Below are 16,628 nucleotides of genomic sequence, written 5' to 3'. Positions count from 1 at the left end.
ACATGAATCACATTGAAGCTGTCATTTTAGACTGGGCTGGAACTGTCGTGGATTATGGCTCTGTTGCCCCCACTACCATTTTTGTTGAGGCCTTCAAGCAGGCTTATGACTTTGATATTTCTCTGGCAGAAGCCCGTGTACCAATGGGCATGGGCAAGTGGGATCACATAAAAACACTTGGTCAGCTGCCTTCGGTTGATGCGCGCTGGCAGGCACAGTTTGGCCAGGCCATGAGCGATGACACGGTCGATACTATTTACAACACTTTTATGCCGTTGCAAAAAGCCAAGGTGGCGCAACATGCAACGCCGATTGCCGGTGCACTTGATACCATCGGCTGGTTACAGGCGCAGCAGATCAAAATAGGTTCCTGCTCAGGCTATCCACGCGAAGTGATGGAGATCCTCGTACCCGAAGCGGCAAAGCAAGGGTATAGCCCGGACTGCTGGGTCGCCAGTGACGACACCATAGGGTCAAGACCGGGTCCCTGGATGGCATTAGAAAATGTACAGAAGTTGGGGATCAATGACGTGGCCAACTGCATCAAATTTGACGACTCAGCGCCGGGTATTACAGAAGGGCTACGTGCAGGTATGTGGACTGTGGGTCTGGCGGTCACTGGCAATGCCATCGGTTTAACCGAAGCTGAGTGGCGGGACCTGACGGCTGAGCAGCAAAGTGTACTGAAAGAAAAAGCTAATTCTGAGCTGTATCAGGCTGGCGCCCATTTTGTGGTCGACTCTTTGGCGGATGCCATTCCCGTGATCCAGCAGATCATGGCGAAACGAGCCAGACACCAGCGCCCATGAGCCACAGTCAGCCATTTTGGTTCAGGCAGGCGCAGGCGTTGACGGACGACAAAACAACCAAGCCATTAACTGCCCATATTCACAGTGATGTGTGTATTGTCGGTGGCGGTTATACCGGGCTTTGGAGTGCCATTAAAATAAAGCAACAGTCGCCCAACACCGATGTCACCCTGGTTGAGAAAGGCCGCTGTGGCGAAGGGGCATCCGGGCGCAACGGCGGTTGTATGCTGACCTTTGCGACTAAGCTGAATACCTTGCTCAGGCTGTTTGGTGTTGAAGAAGCCATTCGTCTGGTACAGGCATCCGAGCAGGCGGTATTCGATATTCAGCGATTTTGTCATCGCTACAATATTGACGCTGAGGTGCGCGCTGAAGGCGCGCTTTACACTGCCACCAATGCGGCACAGGCGCAATCTTTGTCACATCCAGTGTCTTTGCTTGAACAGCATGGTATCAATCGCTGGCAGGCGTTAGCGCAGGCTGATGCCATCAGGCTTTCAGGCAGCACACAAACCCGTGCAGCGATTGCCACTGATGCCGCAGGCAGTGTGCATCCGGGCAAGCTGGTGCTGGGCCTCAAAAAAGTGGCCCAGTCGCTGGGCGTGAAGATTTATGAGCAGTCACCTATGACGGGGTTGCAGGGCAGCACTAATCCGACGGTTGAAACACGCCTCGGTAGCGTGAAAGCAAAGAAAGTGGTTATCGCCATTAATGGCTGGATGGGGCAATGTTTCCCGCGCTTTAATCGCCACTATGTACTGGTGTCTTCCGATATGATGATCACCCGGCCGATGGGGCAAGCCCTGGCCGACATAGGCCTGTCCCACGGTAAAGCGGTGGCTGATTCACGTATTTTTGTACGCTATTACAGAACCAGTGCGGATGGTCGCCTGATGCTGGGTAAGGGCGGTAATCTGTTTGCTTATGGCAATAAAATGCTCAGCGCATTCGACAAACCCAGTGGTTTTGAAGCCATGCTCAAAGCCAGCTTTCGGCATTTGTTTCCTGCACTGGATGGCGCGTTTGAAACGAGCTGGACAGGGGCGTCAGACAGGTCTGCTACCGGCCTGCCATTTTTTGGCCGACTGAATGGTAACCCCAATGTATTTTATGGGCTGGGTTATTCGGGCAATGGTGTTGTACAAAGCTATCTGGGTGGTGAGATCTTGTCGTCGCTGGTATTGGGGTTAGACAATGCCTGGGCACGCAGTGGTCTGGCACAAGGACCGCTGAGCACATTCCCGCCTGAGCCAATACGTTATTTAGGGGCGCAACTGGTAAAACAGTCGGTGCAGCGTAAAGAGCGGTGTGAAGATGCCGGCCACTCCCCTTGGTGGCTTGATAAGCAGTTATCAAAGCTGGCGGCCGCCGCCGGTAAGGCTGATAAATGACAGACACCATAGATGAAATTGCCTGTTTGTTTAGACAGTTCGGTAACAATACTTACGGCGAAGCATGCACACAGATCAGCCATGCAGTCAGCAGCGCCTGGCATGCACAACAGCATCAGGCAGCGCCTGACATGGTGTGCGCAGCATTTTTGCATGATATTGGCCACTTTATCGCGGACAAAGCTCAGTTAGACGGGCTGGACCAATGGGGGCACAGTGAGCATGCTGACATTGCCAGCCACTGGCTCGCACAAAAGGGCTTTCCCGCTAGCGTTTATTTGCCAATTCGCTATCATGTGCAGGCAAAACGCTACACTGCCAGAATGGCTGGAGCCGGGTGCTTATCTGACGCAAGCTGGCAGACCTTACAACAGCAGGGCGGAACAATGACAGACAGCGAAGCGCGTGCGTTTGAAGCGCTCGGTTGTTTTGCTCAGGCGATGGAACTGCGCCGATATGACGACTCAGGCAAACCCAGCCACATCATCGACACAGACATTGCACCCTGGCTGGCGCTGACCACTCAGGTGTTAACAGGACAATAGGGACTTATGCTGCTTTACAAAGAAATCAGGCAATATTTATTTGCGTTGATCGCCGATCATCCCGAGCTGAAAAAGCTGCCTTCTGAGCGCGAGCTACAAGATACGTTCCGCTCCACCCGGATCACCGTAAGAGAAGCGCTTATCAGGCTGGAAGCCGAAGGCGTGATTTATCGTCAGAACCGTAAAGGCTGGTTTATCTCTCCACCCAGGCTGAAGTGGGATCCGGTTAAAAAGGTGAACTTTTACCAGCTTGCACAGGAGCAGCAGTTTACGCCATTAACCCAGGTAGTGTCCTTTGAGACAACCCTGGCTTCGAATGTCGTTAATCAGGCATTTGCAGTACAAAGCCCGGCTACTTTCCATGCCATTTGCCGGGTGCGCTCTTTGGATGAACGTCCTGTGATGGTCGAAGAGATTTACTGTCTGGCCGCCCAGTTTGATGATCTGGCGTCTAAGTCCTTAGAAGGCTCAGTGACCACCATTTTTGAACGAGATTACGGAATTAACGTGACCCATGAACGCAGCAGCCTGGTTGTCACAGCTATTCCCGATGACAAAGCTGACCTGCTTAACGTGAACAGTGGCGCGTTATGCCTGAAGATAATTCGCCAGCGCTTTAATCAAGCCGACAAGTTGGTCGACTACAACATAGAATACTGGGTACACAGTGCGATAGAAATCGAAGTGGACAGTCAGTAGGTTGACCCGCTGTTTGACCCATAAAAGGCCGCACATTGCGGCCTTTTTAGTGCTCTCTGGTGGAGTTTATTTCCAGTCTTTGACCTCAGCAATCGCGCCGATAAGTCGTGCTATGTCTTCGGGGTACACGGCGCCAATATTACCAATTCGAAAGCAGTCGGCGTCGGATACTTTACCGGGGTAAATCACAAAGCCCTGGGCCTTCAGTGCTTCATAAAAGCGTTTAAAGTCATAGTTAGGTGCCGTGGGGGAGTAGAAAGAAGTGATGATGGGCGAGTGCAAATTAACCGGTAGCAAAGGTTCAAACCCTAATTCCTGCATGCCCTGACATAACAGCTGCTGATTTTGCGTATAGCGCGCCTGTCTGGCTGCTACGCCGCCTTCGTCGGCCAGCTCAGAGAGTGCCTGAGCAAAGGCCCTGACCACATGGGTTGGTGACGTAAAGCGCCACTTGCCATTCGATACTTCCATGGTATGCCACTGATCATACAGATCCAGGCTGAGCGACTTTGCATTGCCTTTACAGCGTTCAATGGCTGTTTGCTTGCCGATCACAAAACCAAAGCCTGGGACACCCTGAATACACTTATTGGCGGAGCTGATTAAAAACTCGATATTCAGCTTTGCCACATCCATAGTGATGCCGCCAAAACTCGACATCGCGTCAAGGATAAAACGCACCTCATAATCGCTACATAGCTGTGCTACGGACTCCAGAGGATTGAGCATACCTGTGGTGGTCTCGCAGTGCACCATTGCCAGGTGACTAAACCCGCCAGTAGCCAGCTTTGCAGCTATCTGTTCTAAATCTGGCAGCTGGGTTTCTTTAAAGGTCAGCACTTCATGCGCCAGGCCCAGTACCTGACAGATCTCTGCCATGCGTTTGCCATATGCGCCATTGTTGATCACCAGTAGTTTGTCTTCGGGCAACAGGGCACTGCCAAGCACAGATTCAACAGAGGCGGTGCCGCTGCCTTGCATCAGTACGCTGGTGTAACCTGCTGAGGGGGTTGCCAGTTTAATTAATGTACGGCGGATTGTTTGGACTACGTCCAGGTTATAGTCATCATCCCAGGTGCACCAGTCTTTCAGCATCGCTTGCTTCACGGTATCCGAGGTCGTTAACGGGCCAGGTGTTAAGAGTAAGTAGTGAGTCATTATGGGTATACCTCTTTTGGTCTAGACCAGATTGTATGAAGCCCGAGTTAGTTAAACAATATGGCATCGTCACCTTTCACAGAAATGTCATTTTAAAAGGGGCAAGCACGCATTGTGTGCGAGGTCGCTTAAAGCAGGATAATTATCTGTATTTATAATTGGTTACATTTATTTCAGCGCACAGGTATCGCCCTACCTGAAGTGCTATGTTGTTTTATTACTAAATCCCTAAAAAAGGTAAAAGTAACGCGCAGTTAGTCACTTAGGGCTTACCGGGCCGTCAACGGTGTCACTTCAGTCAGAAGCAGGTATGCACTTTTGTCAGCTCAGGCTCATTGAGAATATCTTGGTTAGTAAAATAGATTGTTGAAATTTCATCAAAAATGAGACAAGTTTGGGCCTGATGTATTGGAAGAAAAAGGAAGGAACGGGTGAAAATACAGTCAACTATGAAATATACCCTGTGTGCCATGCTAACAGCACTGGCTGGTCATAGCTTTGCGGCGCCAGACAGATTATTTGCCAATGATGGCAAGGCGGAAGACTATTTTGGCTATGGTGCAGCGATTGACGGTAACACGGTTGTGGTGGGCGCGCACAAAGCGGATATCAATGGGATTAATGACGGCGGCGTGGGCTACGTCTACGTATTAGGGGAGAAGGGCTGGCAGCAACAAGCTAAGCTGGTTGCAAAGCCTCTGTCGGCTGATGACACCCTGGGTGGTAAGGTGGTTTTAAAGAATGACATCGCCATGCTCGGCGGTATGAGACGAGATGACAAAGGCAAAGACGCCGGTGCGGTGGTGGCCTTTGCACGAAAAGCAGACACATGGACACAAACTGAGATTTTTACCGCGCCAGATGCTAAACCGGGTGATGCCTTTGGCCAGAGTGTGGCATTTACCGACAAAGTGCTGGTGATCGGTGCTCCACGTAATGATGCAAAGGCGAATGATGCTGGTGCTGCGTATATTTATACCCGCTCTGGTGATACCTGGCGCTATCAGAGCAAAATCATGGCCAGTGATGGCGCGGCAGGCGATCTGTTTGGCATCGACGTCGCGGTTGATGGCAATACCATAGTCGTTGGCGCTGACTTGCATGACAAAACGGCAGAAAACGCCGGAGCTGTATACATTTACGTGCAAGACGGGGAGCAATGGCATCAGCAGGCCAAGTTGATGGCGTCCGATGGCGGTGATACCGATATCTTTGGCGTCAGGGTCGCAATTTCAGGAGATACGGCACTCATCTCGGCACGACGCGATGACGTAGAAGGTCTGGGCGTGGATGCCGGCTCTGCCTATATTTTTGAGCGCAACGGCACACGCTGGACCGAGGCGCAAAAACTCACTTCTCCTGATGGCGCAGCCGATGATCGCTTTGGCCGCGGCGTGGCACTCAGTGGTGATACGGCGATTATCAGCGCGATGAACCATGACGCACAAGGCAAAGACACCGGCGCATTATATGTCTACAAAAAGCGCGCCGATGGCTGGCACTATTCATCCAAAGTGGTTGCCAACAATGCGCAGCCAGGCGATCAACTTGGCTGGAACGTCGGCCTTTCCGACGGTAAAGCGGTGATAGCCACCCCACATCATGACGCCAATGGTAAAGAGTCTGGTGCGGTTTACGTACAGGACCTGAACCAATATAATGCGTTTCATGTTAAAAATCAGGTTACAGTTGCGAAGAAAAGGGAAGTAAAGACTTCGCAGTAGAATCAGGGAGTGGTGAGTAATGTCTGGCTACTTTAAAGCTCGGTAGGTCATATACCTCATTAAACTCGCAGCTCCTTACATCAAGGAGCTGCTTTAGGTTTGGCTTAGCTATACTTAGCACATCGTCATAAACTCCTAAGGCCGAGTCGGTCATATAGCCAAAGACCAAAGCGCCCTCAATCAGTCTAAGCCAATTGAAGGCGCTTATAAGCCACACTAAGCTGGCTTACTAGATGGCAGGTCGACCGTTAGCTCTTCTTGTTTATCCCAGCTTTTTAAGCTAATCAGTGCCGGGACAACTAACAAGGTCAGCAATGTCGCAATGGCTAAGCCCAGGACGACACTAATGCCCAAAGGTTTTAAGATATCTTGTCCTGCTCCAAAGCCTATTGCTAACGGTACCATTGCAACAACGGTCGTGAGGTTGGTGACAATGAGCGAGCGCATGCGACGTTTCAGGGCCTCACATAGCGCATCCATTACCGTTTTACCTGCCAGCTTTTCCCGTAAAAAGAAGTCTAACAGCAGTATCGAATTGTTCACGGTCAACCCCACCAATATCAACATCCCCAGCATTGAATTCAGAGAAAGTGTGCTGTTGAAAATGTATAAGGCATGAAAGGCACCACTTAATCCCAGCACGATAACGCTGCAGATAATCATCGCATTGGTGAGCGTTCTGAACTGATACAGGGCAACTAAGAACACAATGGCAACCGACAGGAACAGGGCGTTTTTAATCGATGCCACACCCTGACGCACTTCTTGCTGCATGTCTTTGACGACGATAGGCAGGCTCTCTTCAGAATACGCCTTCAGTAAATGTGCCTTTAAATCAGCCATTAAATCGGCATTTGTTTGTTGGTTATTAGCTGCCATCCAAACCTGCAACCTAAACAAAGGTTTCGAGTTTCGAGAATAAAACTCTCGCCAGCTCGCTACTTCCTCAAACTTGATGAGATCTTGTAAGAACAGGTTATGCCCGGCAAAATGCAGAGGCGTTTGCTCAATGTCTTGGGTGCTGTATTTATGGTTGGAGATCTTGAGCTCCAACGGAAAGTAACCCTCATCGGTTTTGACCTGAAAAACCTCCTGAGGCGAGGCGGTGTAATTGACAAATCTGGCCAAGCTATCAACGCTTTGGCTGTAATCATGTTCAACCAGCAACTGATTCAAAAAATCTTCTCTGACGATAAGCTCCTGATTCGAGATTTTAGAAGCCTTTGGCGCGGCTTTGCTTTTATACACTCGTTCATCTGTTTTTATGAACTGGTAAGCAGACGCAAGTAATTGGCGGTTTACCTCTTCATTTTCGTGAGTGAAAAGAATACTGAAGCTTGGATGATCCTTAATTTTTAATGCTGAGGTAATCCAGGGTGAGTAGCTGGTTTCTTCTTTTACATCAGCCAGTGATTTTGGCAAAGCGGAAAAGACTTGGTCAAAATCCTTGTATGACTTTAAATGAACAGACAAATACGCGCTGTTGGCCCGAATATCACTGTATACGTATTTGACAGAGTCCTTAAAATCATCCTGAATTTTCTGCCTGATTGGGGCAAGAATTTTTACCTTTTCGTCACTGCCAAGGCCTTGCTTAGCGAAAGAGACGCCAACGTCGATAATTTCAGCTTTGGGCTGAGCAATGATCTCAGCTTTGAGCTTTGGGGGTAATTCTACCAGTACAAAGCCTACATATAGCGCAACAGCAGCAATAATAGAGACGCGTTTCCAGTTATTAGAAAACAGCCAGCGCACCAGGCTGTCAAATCCAGACGCCTTTTCGATGTTTTTGGACTGCGCCGCTGATTTGGCATGAATGACCTTGCCACCGAACACCAGTAAGTACAAGGAGGGTAAAAAGTAAGCACTGATAAAGAAGGACGAAATTAATACCGCAACTATCACCAGCGCCAAGTCATTGAGGATTGCCGCCGTCATCGGCGACGTAAACGCCAGTGGAAAAAACACAAAGACACTGGTCAATGTTGATGTTATCAGGGAGCTTCTGACATCGCGCACTGCACCAAAGACGAGACGATGGGTCACAGTTCGATTTTGGCATTTAACCTGGATGCTATCTAATACAACAACCGCGCCATCAACGACCATGCCAATACTGATGCTCATTGCCCCGAGCGACAAAATATTAATGCCAACCCCGGCAACGGACATAGATATAATGGAGGTCGCTAAGGCGATAGGCATGCTGATGCTGATGAGTATTACCGTCGAGAATTTACGATAAACCATCAAGACAACGATGGCTGCCGACAACATGCCGACCAGAAGCGCGATGAGTATATTGACAATGGCGTCATCAATAAATTTCTTCGGATCATTCAGGACGAAGACGTGTCCTAAGGAGTGTGTTTCCTTGGCAACAAGTCGCTGAAACTCAGTCGCAACTTTGTATTGATTGGCATCGGGGTCTGGCCAAATAGCAATGACCACAACGTCGTCTTCATTGTACTGGAAAAAACGCGCATTCTCCTTTTGATTGATGCTGACATCAGCCAAGTCAGCAAGGCGGAGCGTCACACCGGGTTTGGCGTGAACGCGAAGGTTGCGCAGTCGCTCCAGATTAGTCACACCCGAGCGAAAGTGAATGCTCATATCACCTTCATGTCGTGTTTCAAGTGTCCCAATGCGCTTATCAAATTCATTTCGATGCAGCGTATTCATAATGTCATCGAGGTCCACGTTATGCTCTAACATCGCGTAGGGGTCCAACTTGACGCTGACAACTTTCTCATACTTTTGCGAAATTAACGTGCGACTGACGCTTTCAATCTCTTTTAACTGTGGCTCCAGTGTTCTGGCCAGTAGCTCGCTGAGTTCACCTGCGCCGTAAATGTCTGACTTGATAGCCACATAGTTCTCGGAGCCCGGGTCATAAAAGCCCAGTTTTAACGGTGGTAAGTTTTTCGGCAGTTGTGCTTGGTATGAAGCCCCTATGGCTGCAACATCTCGCTTCGCTTGTTCAGGAGAAATATTCCAGTCAAAAGAAACAATGAATTTTGTACTGCCTTGTTGATACTTACCCTCAACTTCATCGACGCCTTCAATCGCCTTGAGCGAGTCTTCTATTTTTACCCCCCAATTGCGATAGAAGCTCTGAACTTCTTGGTGGTAATAGAACGTCAGCTGAATACTTGGTTTGTTTACCGACGGATAGAGTGATACCGGCAGTTTGAAAATTAACATCGATCCTATGATGACCAATGCAACGGTCAAGCAAATATATAGCTTGGAATGGTTATTATTATTTCTCATAACTTGCGCTGCGTGTGTAACATAAAAAGACCTCTTAGCCCTGTATTCAGGGCTAAGAAAATAAAGGGTTAACCTTGTATAATGACTTTGCTCAACATTCTTGGCTTAAGGTAGCGGCGGCAACTGACCTGAGATTCACAAGACCCTAGGTCTAAGCGGATCTCGACTTTTGCGTGTGAGCTGTCTTTTGCCAAGTGATGTATGCCCGAGACCTGACCATCTATCGTCAGCGCCGCATTATCGGGGTCGAATACCACTTTTGCACTTTGACCAATGCTGACATTGCTTGCTTGCGGATAAAAAGCAGGTGCAACAACATGTAAATGTTCAGTATCAGCCAGACGCATGATTGGCTGAAATTTTTCCACTTTGTCGCCTTCTTGCAGGTAGATTTCAGCCACCCTCAATGCGCTTTCACCGTTGAAAAATTGCTGCTCTTTGACGCCATATTCCAAGCTGGTGACATTGGCGAGCAATTGCTGCTTATCCACGTCTTGCCCTCCGCGAATATGAAGTCGACTCAATACGCCTTCAACATTCGACACGACAAGTTGATAGCGCTCATATTCGAGTTCACCAATGAGCAGAAGTGGAGACGCTTTTGGCTCGGTAGCAGCAACCGCTTGAAATGCGCCTTGCAGCAGCAATAAAGAGCTGATCACCAATAATCTGGCAAATAATAGCGGTTTCATATCATTCAGCTCCCAATTCCTTATACAACCTGAGTACTCGTGGAGATGACGTCATCTAGTGATGCAACCAGCGCATCTCCAGACTTCAGCACGCCGACGCCTGCAGGGGTTCCGGTTAGCAAAATATCGCCTGGGACCAAAGAGAAATGTGTGCTGGCATATTGCAGCAAAGAAACGATATCGACGATCATTTCCGACGCGCTCGCTGACTGCCTTACCTCACCATTAATTTCCAGTTTTAAAGCAAGGTTATCCAGGTCTACATTTGGGTTGATGACAAATTCACTGGTTGGACAGCTGTCATCAAATGCCTTCGCTTTTTCCCAGGGGTGTCCTTTCTCCTTGAGCTTGCTTTGTACACAACGATAGGTCAGATCGAGTGCCAGGCCGACACCGCCGACGGCGGCCTTCGCTTCCTCTGCGGTAGCGTTCTTGAGCGTGTCCTTGATCAGGATGGCAATCTCTAACTCATAGTGAAGTGGATAAGGCGCGCCTTGCGCATCTATGGGGGTTGAGAAAGGCACTAAAGTTGTGGCTGGCTTAATGAAAAGGATCGGCTCACTGGGTACCGGGTTATTAAGCTCTTTGGCGTGCTCTACGTAATTACGGCCAACACAAACCACTTTTCCCAGTGGTAAATCCAGCTGCTGTCCGTTTATGTTTCTGTGATGATAGTTCATAGTGTGCTCCAAAATTTTTTATTAAAGTAGTGAAGGGCACGTCAAACTACGTGCCGTATCGTGGAAAATAGCCATCAATCAACTCTTGGTTAACGACGTGCTGTGCCTTTCCACCACCAATAACCCCTAGCGCGTTCAACGCTGCTTTTGTTCGCATTTCAATGCCAGCAGCCTGAGAGTAGTAAGACGAATGAGGGTTAATAAACAGCCGTTCTGACACGCCAATTTCGTTCGCTTTCCATTTCTCGATCAAGGGGTGTGCTGTCGGCGGCTCTTCAGGAAGAACATCAAGGAAAACATTAGCTAACTTATTATTCTCAAGGCCGTATTCAATGGCGTCATAGCTTTCCAATACGGCACCTCTCGCGGTATTAACAAGCACGCTTGCGTCTTTCATTGATGCAATAAACGTCTTGTTGATCATGCCCCGGGTTTCGTCTGTCAAAGGGACATGTACAGAGATGACATCACAACTTGCCAGCAGCTGCTGCAGAGAGTCACAGCGCGTTGCATTAAGTACTTTTTCGTAACCTGCCGTTGCGTATGGGTCGTAGAAGCTGGTTTTGAATCCGAGCGCTTTTGCTTTAAGCAATACGTTACTGCCGATGCGCCCGGCGCCGACAATACCGACCGTTAAATTCGAGTCACGTTCGATGGTTTTGATGACATTCTCTTGCCAACCTTGTGGATAGTCTTTTGCCTCGTGGTTATATTGTGAAATTCGACGCGTGCCATTTAAAATCATGCCTACTGCTGTATTACTCACTTCTTCCGTGCAGTAATCTGGACTATTACTGACGGTGATGCCTTTTGAGGCAGCATAATCGATATCAACTTTATCAAAGCCCACACCATAGCGAATAATCGCTTTGAGATTCTTGAATTGATCGATATATGCTTTATCTACGATCTGATGCCAAACCAGTAACACTTCAGCATTCAAATCTTTTTCTAAGGTCACTTGGTTGCCCAGAATTTCAGTCTCAACGGTGAGCGCTTTAATGCGGTCCGTAATAAATACCTTTGCCATTTTTGTTATCCTTATGTTTTGTTAGGCGTGGTTATAATCAATGACTAACATGTCTCTATACCCGGTATAGTGGTCGTCTGCACAGTACACTTCTGATACGTCGTGCATTACTTTTTCGTCGTTCACCACAATGCTGTCTAACGGTGCCATTAATGTTGTCTTGAATAACGATTTCTTTTCAGGTGTGTAGATCCCCGATACGCCACCAGATACATTCTCTCGGTGGATCAAGTGCTGGCCCACGTATAAATGGCCATCACGATGAATGCCTTCTGGTGTAGCCTGACCGACTTCATCAGGTCTACAAAGCACCCGGAATAAGTGAAATGAAACATTAACGCGTTTCAGGCCAACATCACTTATTACTCTCAAATTACCCAGCAATAACTTCTGAAATGCCGGTTCATGATAAAAAGCACTTGGTACCGTATCGAAAAAACGCTTTATTCCCCCGTTCGCGGAATTAATCGACTTTGATTGGTAGAACATTTGATTATCTGATACTGAAAATCGATTGTTCTCTAGATCAATATGAACATGGCCAATCTTTCTCCTTCTATAACGCCCCTGGTCATGAAGGTAGTCATCCATAGGTAAATCATTCCAATACTTGGCCAGGCTAGCTAATTCTGCTTTTGATATATCAAAAGCTTCACTGATAGTATCGCTCGCTATATTGGCGTACCCTTCTTTAGCTATCAGGTCAGTCGCTTGTTCCAAAGCGTGTTGAATTTGGCAAAAAGGGTTATTTTCTGGTTTAAGATATTTCGCGTAATTGAATATCTCACGCGGTTTATTTTTTACAGTCACAGTGAAAGCATCTCTTTAATGTGCGTCGTTAGGCGCAGTTAACGGCATGAAAATCGATGAGTTTGCGAAAGTCTTCACGCAGCGTATCGAAGCATTGATTTGTCGCCTGAATTGAGCCTGCGATATCTCTTAAACTGTCCGCTGAGTCAAATTTCTGCCCTTGCTTGATATTCCAGTTCATGTCGAAACGTGACTGCAACTGTGGTTCTACAAGCTCAATGGCTGTTCCGGGCTGTACAGGGAAAATCCCAGAGAAACAATACACTTTTGCAGATTTTGAGAGTTCAGGCACTAGGCCAAGCTCCATCTCAAGGTTGGTATTTAGAAAATTAAACCCGAACTGACGCTCGTACATAGGTACAACCACCGCCCCTGGCGCTCGGCAAGCAACTTCAAGAAAAACGAGTTCGTCACCTTTTTTGAATACTTCTAAATGGTTTACTCCCTGCTCCATGCCTAATTCGTTAAGCACGGCTTTATTGAATGCGAGAATTTCCTGGGAGATAGCCAAGTCGTCTGGCAGTGGCATGCTGATAACCGATTTCCCTTTCTGAAAATGCATATTTTCATTGGTGTATTCGCACGCAGAAGAAAAAATAACTTCACCGTTACTGACGATGCTATCGCAGTGATATAGTTTGCCGGAAATGAACTCTTCGTAGCCATACTCTATATTGGGTTGAGCGTCATCCAGATATTCAGCAAAGGCGTCAAAGCTTTCTATTTTCGATACGCCATTAGAGCAAGCCATCATGGTTGGTTTAATAATGAAAGGTAAGCCGACTTCTGCAACAATCTCCTCAAAGTAAGCCTTGTGTTCTGATTTTGATAGGTCTAACTTTCCGAAGTAAGGAACGCGGATGTTCGCTTTTTGCAGGATTTTCTTCATCTCGCCTTTATTGCGAAAGCGATACGTTTGCTCGAAGTTCATCCCTGTTAAGTTGAATGCCTCGCGTAACTTTGCCGCCACTAATAAAAGATCTTCAGCCATAGTCACAATATAAAAGGACTCGCCTTCTTTTTGAGCCATGAGCTCAGAGATATAAGACTTGGATTGCTGGAAAAACGCTTCCTCAGAAGTGCCCTGGATACCGAATACATTGGGAAACGTCGCCCCGAAGTCGCGTTCTACCGCAAGTCGTTCTGACTCTCGCACAATAACAAAGAAGTTAACACCTTGCATTTGCGCAAGTTGCTCATGATTGTAATGCGATAACTTTGTATATGTTGATGTAATAACTACGTTTTTCAATTTTTTTACCTGTCTAAAGTAGAGAATTAATATAATGTTTTGATATTGCGAATTATGAATTTGAGCTATTGTTTTTGATTGTTGTCTCTCGGGTCTGCCAGGTGCAGTAAACACACGCTAAAAACAGCAATAGTGTTGTTAACACAGACAGACCTGCCGCATGACTAAATCCGCTATCGTAGAATGCTGAAACCAGAATCACTGCCACAACGGCAAGGGTTGAGTTAAACATCAACCTAAGTGAAGAGAGCTTTCCTCGAATGTCTGGCGGAGATAGCTTTTGCAGCGTAGAGCTCCAGGACACAGCGGAAACTGTGGTCATAAAGCCCACGGAAAAAATAGCGAATAAGGTGATATAGCTTGGCAATGCCAGCCAGTAGCTGATGAAAACAATGGTTGCGCACAGACAAGATAACGCGGTGTAGATAAGTCGGTTATCACTGTTTAAGTTTGCTTTTGCGACGATTGCTCCAGCGCAGATAGCACCGATAGCAAATGCTAAATCAAGGAATAGCAACCAACGTGCGGCGCCGTCAAAATTGTAGTTAACGACCGGTGCCAGCAGCAGGTTGAAAAGCGCGACGATAATAAAATCAAACGTTGTAAAAATCAGCACAACTAAGACCTGAGGAGCCTCTTGCAGCAGCTTGAAAGTTGCAAGCCAACCCGTTGTTGAAACACTGGCTTCCTGGTGTGTCGATTCTTTCACTGTGCTGATTGAAAACATCATAGTCAACGCGCACGATGCGATTAGAAAGCAACAGGTAACGGTAGGTAAAATGAGGTATTCCAGTGAAAACTCGAGTAGCAGGCCGCCAATAGCCAGACCGATGATCTGCCCTGACTGTACAGCCGCGGCAAGTATGCCATTGAGCTTCTCAATGTCTGCGCCAGCAACCACTTTTGGCACTAGCGTGAATACACCATTACGGATGAACGGCTTTGAAGCAGTCAGTGCCGCCGAGACGCAAAAGAGTATGGTTAAGTTTAAAGGGAGAAAGTACTCGGTAATCGACAGTGCCAAAAGGGCAGCAGACATCAGCCCCATACTGATCAAGAGTACACGCTTTGAGCCCAACTGATCGGTTATGCTGCCAGCGACTCCTTGTAATAGTAGCGAAAGCAAAAACTCGAGAACAAACACGCCAGCAAACGCCCACAACTGGCCCGTCATATCATAAAGCAGTTTACCTATGGCTAAGGTAAAGATACCACGAGCTATGTTGATGCTTAATTCACTGGTGGCAAACAGCTGTTTCATGATGCTTCCACCTCTTTTGGCGACCAACAAGTATGAAACTCTAGCTGTTCCAGGCCTGTTGCAGCATTTGCCAAAGCATCGCTTAGTGACTCACCTTTACTAATGACAGAAGCAGCCCGGTCGAAGCTATGCAATAGAGGTCCTATTTCGGCCCCGATATTCTTCAGAATATTGACATCAACGACACCGGTTTTGCTCCGTGCCTCGGCAACACCCTCGACCCGGGTTAATTTCGCGCCGTGCCCAAAAGAGGGGGCTGCATAGCGAATGGCAGCAAAGCTCTGCTTAGGTAAGTCATGTGGGATTTCGTTGAGAATACGCTCACCAAGCATCTGGCGAACAGACAAATTCATCAGATCTACGCCGGTCGCAATTTTCATCAAGTCCCAGATATTGTCACCGCCCGGTCGCGTATGTGTTTCAATAAGCCTTGGGCCATTGGCAGTAAAGATCACCTCGCTATGTGACGGGCCATCCGTTACCCCGACAGAATCCAGAACCTCTTTGACATAGCCAACGATTAACTGTTCTTCTACGCCAGATAAGTCGGCAGGAATGGCGTGCCCCAGTTCAATGAACGTCGTTGGGTCTTTGAGTTTATGGGTGATAGCGATAATTCGATGCTCACCATTTTCTGACAGAGCTTCAACACTAAATTCAGGACCTTCCAGATATTCTTCGATGATCGCAGGAAATACATCTTCAACTTTCAGACCCAGACTTAAAATCTTCGACAATGCATTATCGCCTGACTCCAGCTTTACAATGCCTTTGCTGCCGGTGCCATTTACGGGTTTTAGAATATGGGCGGTGCTTGCCTGCTCACAGAAATCATGTACTGCATCAATATTGCTCACTAAAGCAAATCGGGTGTCATCAGTACCTGAAGCCGTTAATTGGTTACGTGTTCTATCTTTTGAAATCGTCAACTCCAAAGAGTCAAGAGAAATGGGAAAGCTTAGCCCTAGCGCCTGGCTTACTGTAATCGCTTGTTTCTGGCAATTATCATTTAGGCAAGATATGGCATCAAAAGGCTGATTTGCATGTAGTACCGTCGCTAAATCGGCATAGTCTTGTTCTGTCGCGAACTCTTCAAACATATGGACTTGTTTGTATGGGAAATCCAAGTCAGCAGGTAAAACAGCCTTTTTATTGATAAAAAGAACGACGTCATGACCTAATTCAACAAGCGCGCGATGGGCAGCACGAACTGTCCCTATGATTAATACTCTCATAATGTGTTACTTCGCTATCGTAGTTTTGGTATTGCAGCCCTGTCTGACTTAAAACAGTGATCAAGACGG

14 protein-coding genes are annotated in these 16,628 nt (G+C 47.6%); 5 read left to right on the top strand and 9 right to left on the bottom strand.

The genetic code is table 11. The features are described from left to right. The first annotated feature begins 2 nt into the window (after positions 1-2). The 4 genes from phnX to L1285_RS04450 are packed head-to-tail and all read left to right on the top strand — an operon-like array spanning position 3 to position 3,444. The gene (phnX, locus tag L1285_RS04465; protein WP_235411128.1) at positions 3-809 is read left to right on the top strand and encodes a phosphonoacetaldehyde hydrolase; all 807 of its coding nucleotides are present in this window, start codon (positions 3-5) and stop codon (positions 807-809) included. Continuing rightward, positions 806-2,200 carry an FAD-dependent oxidoreductase gene (locus tag L1285_RS04460; protein ID WP_235411127.1) on the top strand — a complete coding sequence of 465 codons (1,395 nt, stop codon included), beginning with the start codon at positions 806-808 and terminating at the stop codon, positions 2,198-2,200. Before phnX ends, L1285_RS04460 begins: the two co-directional genes overlap by 4 nt. Then, on the top strand, positions 2,197-2,745 hold the full coding sequence (locus L1285_RS04455) for a phosphohydrolase (protein ID WP_235411126.1): 549 nt from the start codon (positions 2,197-2,199) through the stop codon (positions 2,743-2,745). The genes L1285_RS04460 and L1285_RS04455 overlap by 4 nt, the downstream gene beginning before the upstream one ends. 6 nt (positions 2,746-2,751) lie before the next feature. Further along, complete coding sequence (locus L1285_RS04450; protein WP_235411125.1) at positions 2,752-3,444, top strand: UTRA domain-containing protein; 693 nt, start codon at positions 2,752-2,754, stop codon at positions 3,442-3,444. A 66-nt stretch (positions 3,445-3,510) separates the two neighbouring features. On the opposite strand, the gene phnW is transcribed toward L1285_RS04450, so the two are convergent. After that, positions 3,511-4,605 (bottom strand): 2-aminoethylphosphonate--pyruvate transaminase, encoded by a 1,095-nt coding sequence (gene phnW, locus L1285_RS04445; protein WP_235411324.1) that lies wholly within the window; start codon positions 4,603-4,605, stop codon positions 3,511-3,513. A 428-nt stretch (positions 4,606-5,033) separates the two neighbouring features. Between phnW and L1285_RS04440 the strand changes: the two genes are divergently transcribed. Further along, complete coding sequence (locus L1285_RS04440) at positions 5,034-6,326, top strand: FG-GAP repeat protein (protein ID WP_235411124.1); 1,293 nt, start codon at positions 5,034-5,036, stop codon at positions 6,324-6,326. A 216-nt stretch (positions 6,327-6,542) separates the two neighbouring features. Here L1285_RS04440 and L1285_RS04435 read toward each other — a convergent pair whose 3' ends face one another. The 8 genes from L1285_RS04435 to L1285_RS04400 all read right to left on the bottom strand — a co-directional run bounded on the left by L1285_RS04435 (position 6,543) and on the right by L1285_RS04400 (position 16,559). Continuing rightward, entirely contained in the window at positions 6,543-9,599 is a 3,057-nt protein-coding gene (locus L1285_RS04435) for an efflux RND transporter permease subunit (protein ID WP_268835960.1), read from the bottom strand. 68 nt (positions 9,600-9,667) lie between these two features. Then, entirely contained in the window at positions 9,668-10,291 is a 624-nt protein-coding gene (locus L1285_RS04430) for an HlyD family secretion protein (RefSeq protein ID WP_235411122.1), read from the bottom strand. Positions 10,292-10,311: 20 nt separating this feature from the next. Continuing rightward, positions 10,312-10,971, bottom strand: coding sequence for a fumarylacetoacetate hydrolase family protein (locus L1285_RS04425; RefSeq protein WP_235411121.1), 660 nt, complete (start codon positions 10,969-10,971; stop codon positions 10,312-10,314). Positions 10,972-11,017: 46 nt separating this feature from the next. Further along, on the bottom strand, positions 11,018-12,001 hold the full coding sequence (locus L1285_RS04420; RefSeq protein WP_235411120.1) for a C-terminal binding protein: 984 nt from the start codon (positions 11,999-12,001) through the stop codon (positions 11,018-11,020). A 21-nt stretch (positions 12,002-12,022) separates the two neighbouring features. Continuing rightward, positions 12,023-12,811, bottom strand: coding sequence for a 2OG-Fe dioxygenase family protein (locus L1285_RS04415; protein ID WP_235411119.1), 789 nt, complete (start codon positions 12,809-12,811; stop codon positions 12,023-12,025). A gap of 28 nt (positions 12,812-12,839) precedes the next feature. Then, entirely contained in the window at positions 12,840-14,063 is a 1,224-nt protein-coding gene (locus tag L1285_RS04410) for an ATP-grasp domain-containing protein (RefSeq protein WP_235411118.1), read from the bottom strand. A 52-nt stretch (positions 14,064-14,115) separates the two neighbouring features. Further along, entirely contained in the window at positions 14,116-15,324 is a 1,209-nt protein-coding gene (locus L1285_RS04405) for an MFS transporter (protein ID WP_235411117.1), read from the bottom strand. Next, complete coding sequence (locus L1285_RS04400) at positions 15,321-16,559, bottom strand: ATP-grasp domain-containing protein (protein ID WP_235411116.1); 1,239 nt, start codon at positions 16,557-16,559, stop codon at positions 15,321-15,323. The genes L1285_RS04405 and L1285_RS04400 overlap by 4 nt, the downstream gene beginning before the upstream one ends. Positions 16,560-16,628: the final 69 nt, after the last annotated feature.

Origin of the sequence: Pseudoalteromonas sp. DL2-H2.2 (assembly GCF_021532535.1) — a bacterium.
GTDB lineage: Bacteria > Pseudomonadota > Gammaproteobacteria > Enterobacterales > Alteromonadaceae > Pseudoalteromonas > Pseudoalteromonas rubra_A.
The sequence above is the reverse complement of the archived record's forward strand: the minus strand, read 5'-3'. Positions and strand labels throughout refer to the sequence as shown.

What these genes read in the sequence shown, in the direction of transcription:
- L1285_RS04460 (WP_235411127.1), top strand. Translation starts at nt 806, where the DNA reads ATGAGCCACAGTCAGCCATTTTGGTTCAGGCAGGCGCAGGCGTTGACG.
- L1285_RS04425 (WP_235411121.1), bottom strand. Translation starts at nt 10,971, where the DNA reads ATGAACTATCATCACAGAAACATAAACGGACAGCAGCTGGATTTACCA.
- L1285_RS04405 (WP_235411117.1), bottom strand. Translation starts at nt 15,324, where the DNA reads ATGAAACAGCTGTTTGCCACCAGTGAATTAAGCATCAACATAGCTCGT.
- L1285_RS04400 (WP_235411116.1), bottom strand. Translation starts at nt 16,559, where the DNA reads ATGAGAGTATTAATCATAGGGACAGTTCGTGCTGCCCATCGCGCGCTT.
- phnX (WP_235411128.1), top strand. Translation starts at nt 3, where the DNA reads ATGAATCACATTGAAGCTGTCATTTTAGACTGGGCTGGAACTGTCGTG.
- L1285_RS04455 (WP_235411126.1), top strand. Translation starts at nt 2,197, where the DNA reads ATGACAGACACCATAGATGAAATTGCCTGTTTGTTTAGACAGTTCGGT.
- L1285_RS04435 (WP_268835960.1), bottom strand. Translation starts at nt 9,599, where the DNA reads ATGAGAAATAATAATAACCATTCCAAGCTATATATTTGCTTGACCGTT.
- L1285_RS04430 (WP_235411122.1), bottom strand. Translation starts at nt 10,291, where the DNA reads ATGAAACCGCTATTATTTGCCAGATTATTGGTGATCAGCTCTTTATTG.
- L1285_RS04420 (WP_235411120.1), bottom strand. Translation starts at nt 12,001, where the DNA reads ATGGCAAAGGTATTTATTACGGACCGCATTAAAGCGCTCACCGTTGAG.
- L1285_RS04450 (WP_235411125.1), top strand. Translation starts at nt 2,752, where the DNA reads ATGCTGCTTTACAAAGAAATCAGGCAATATTTATTTGCGTTGATCGCC.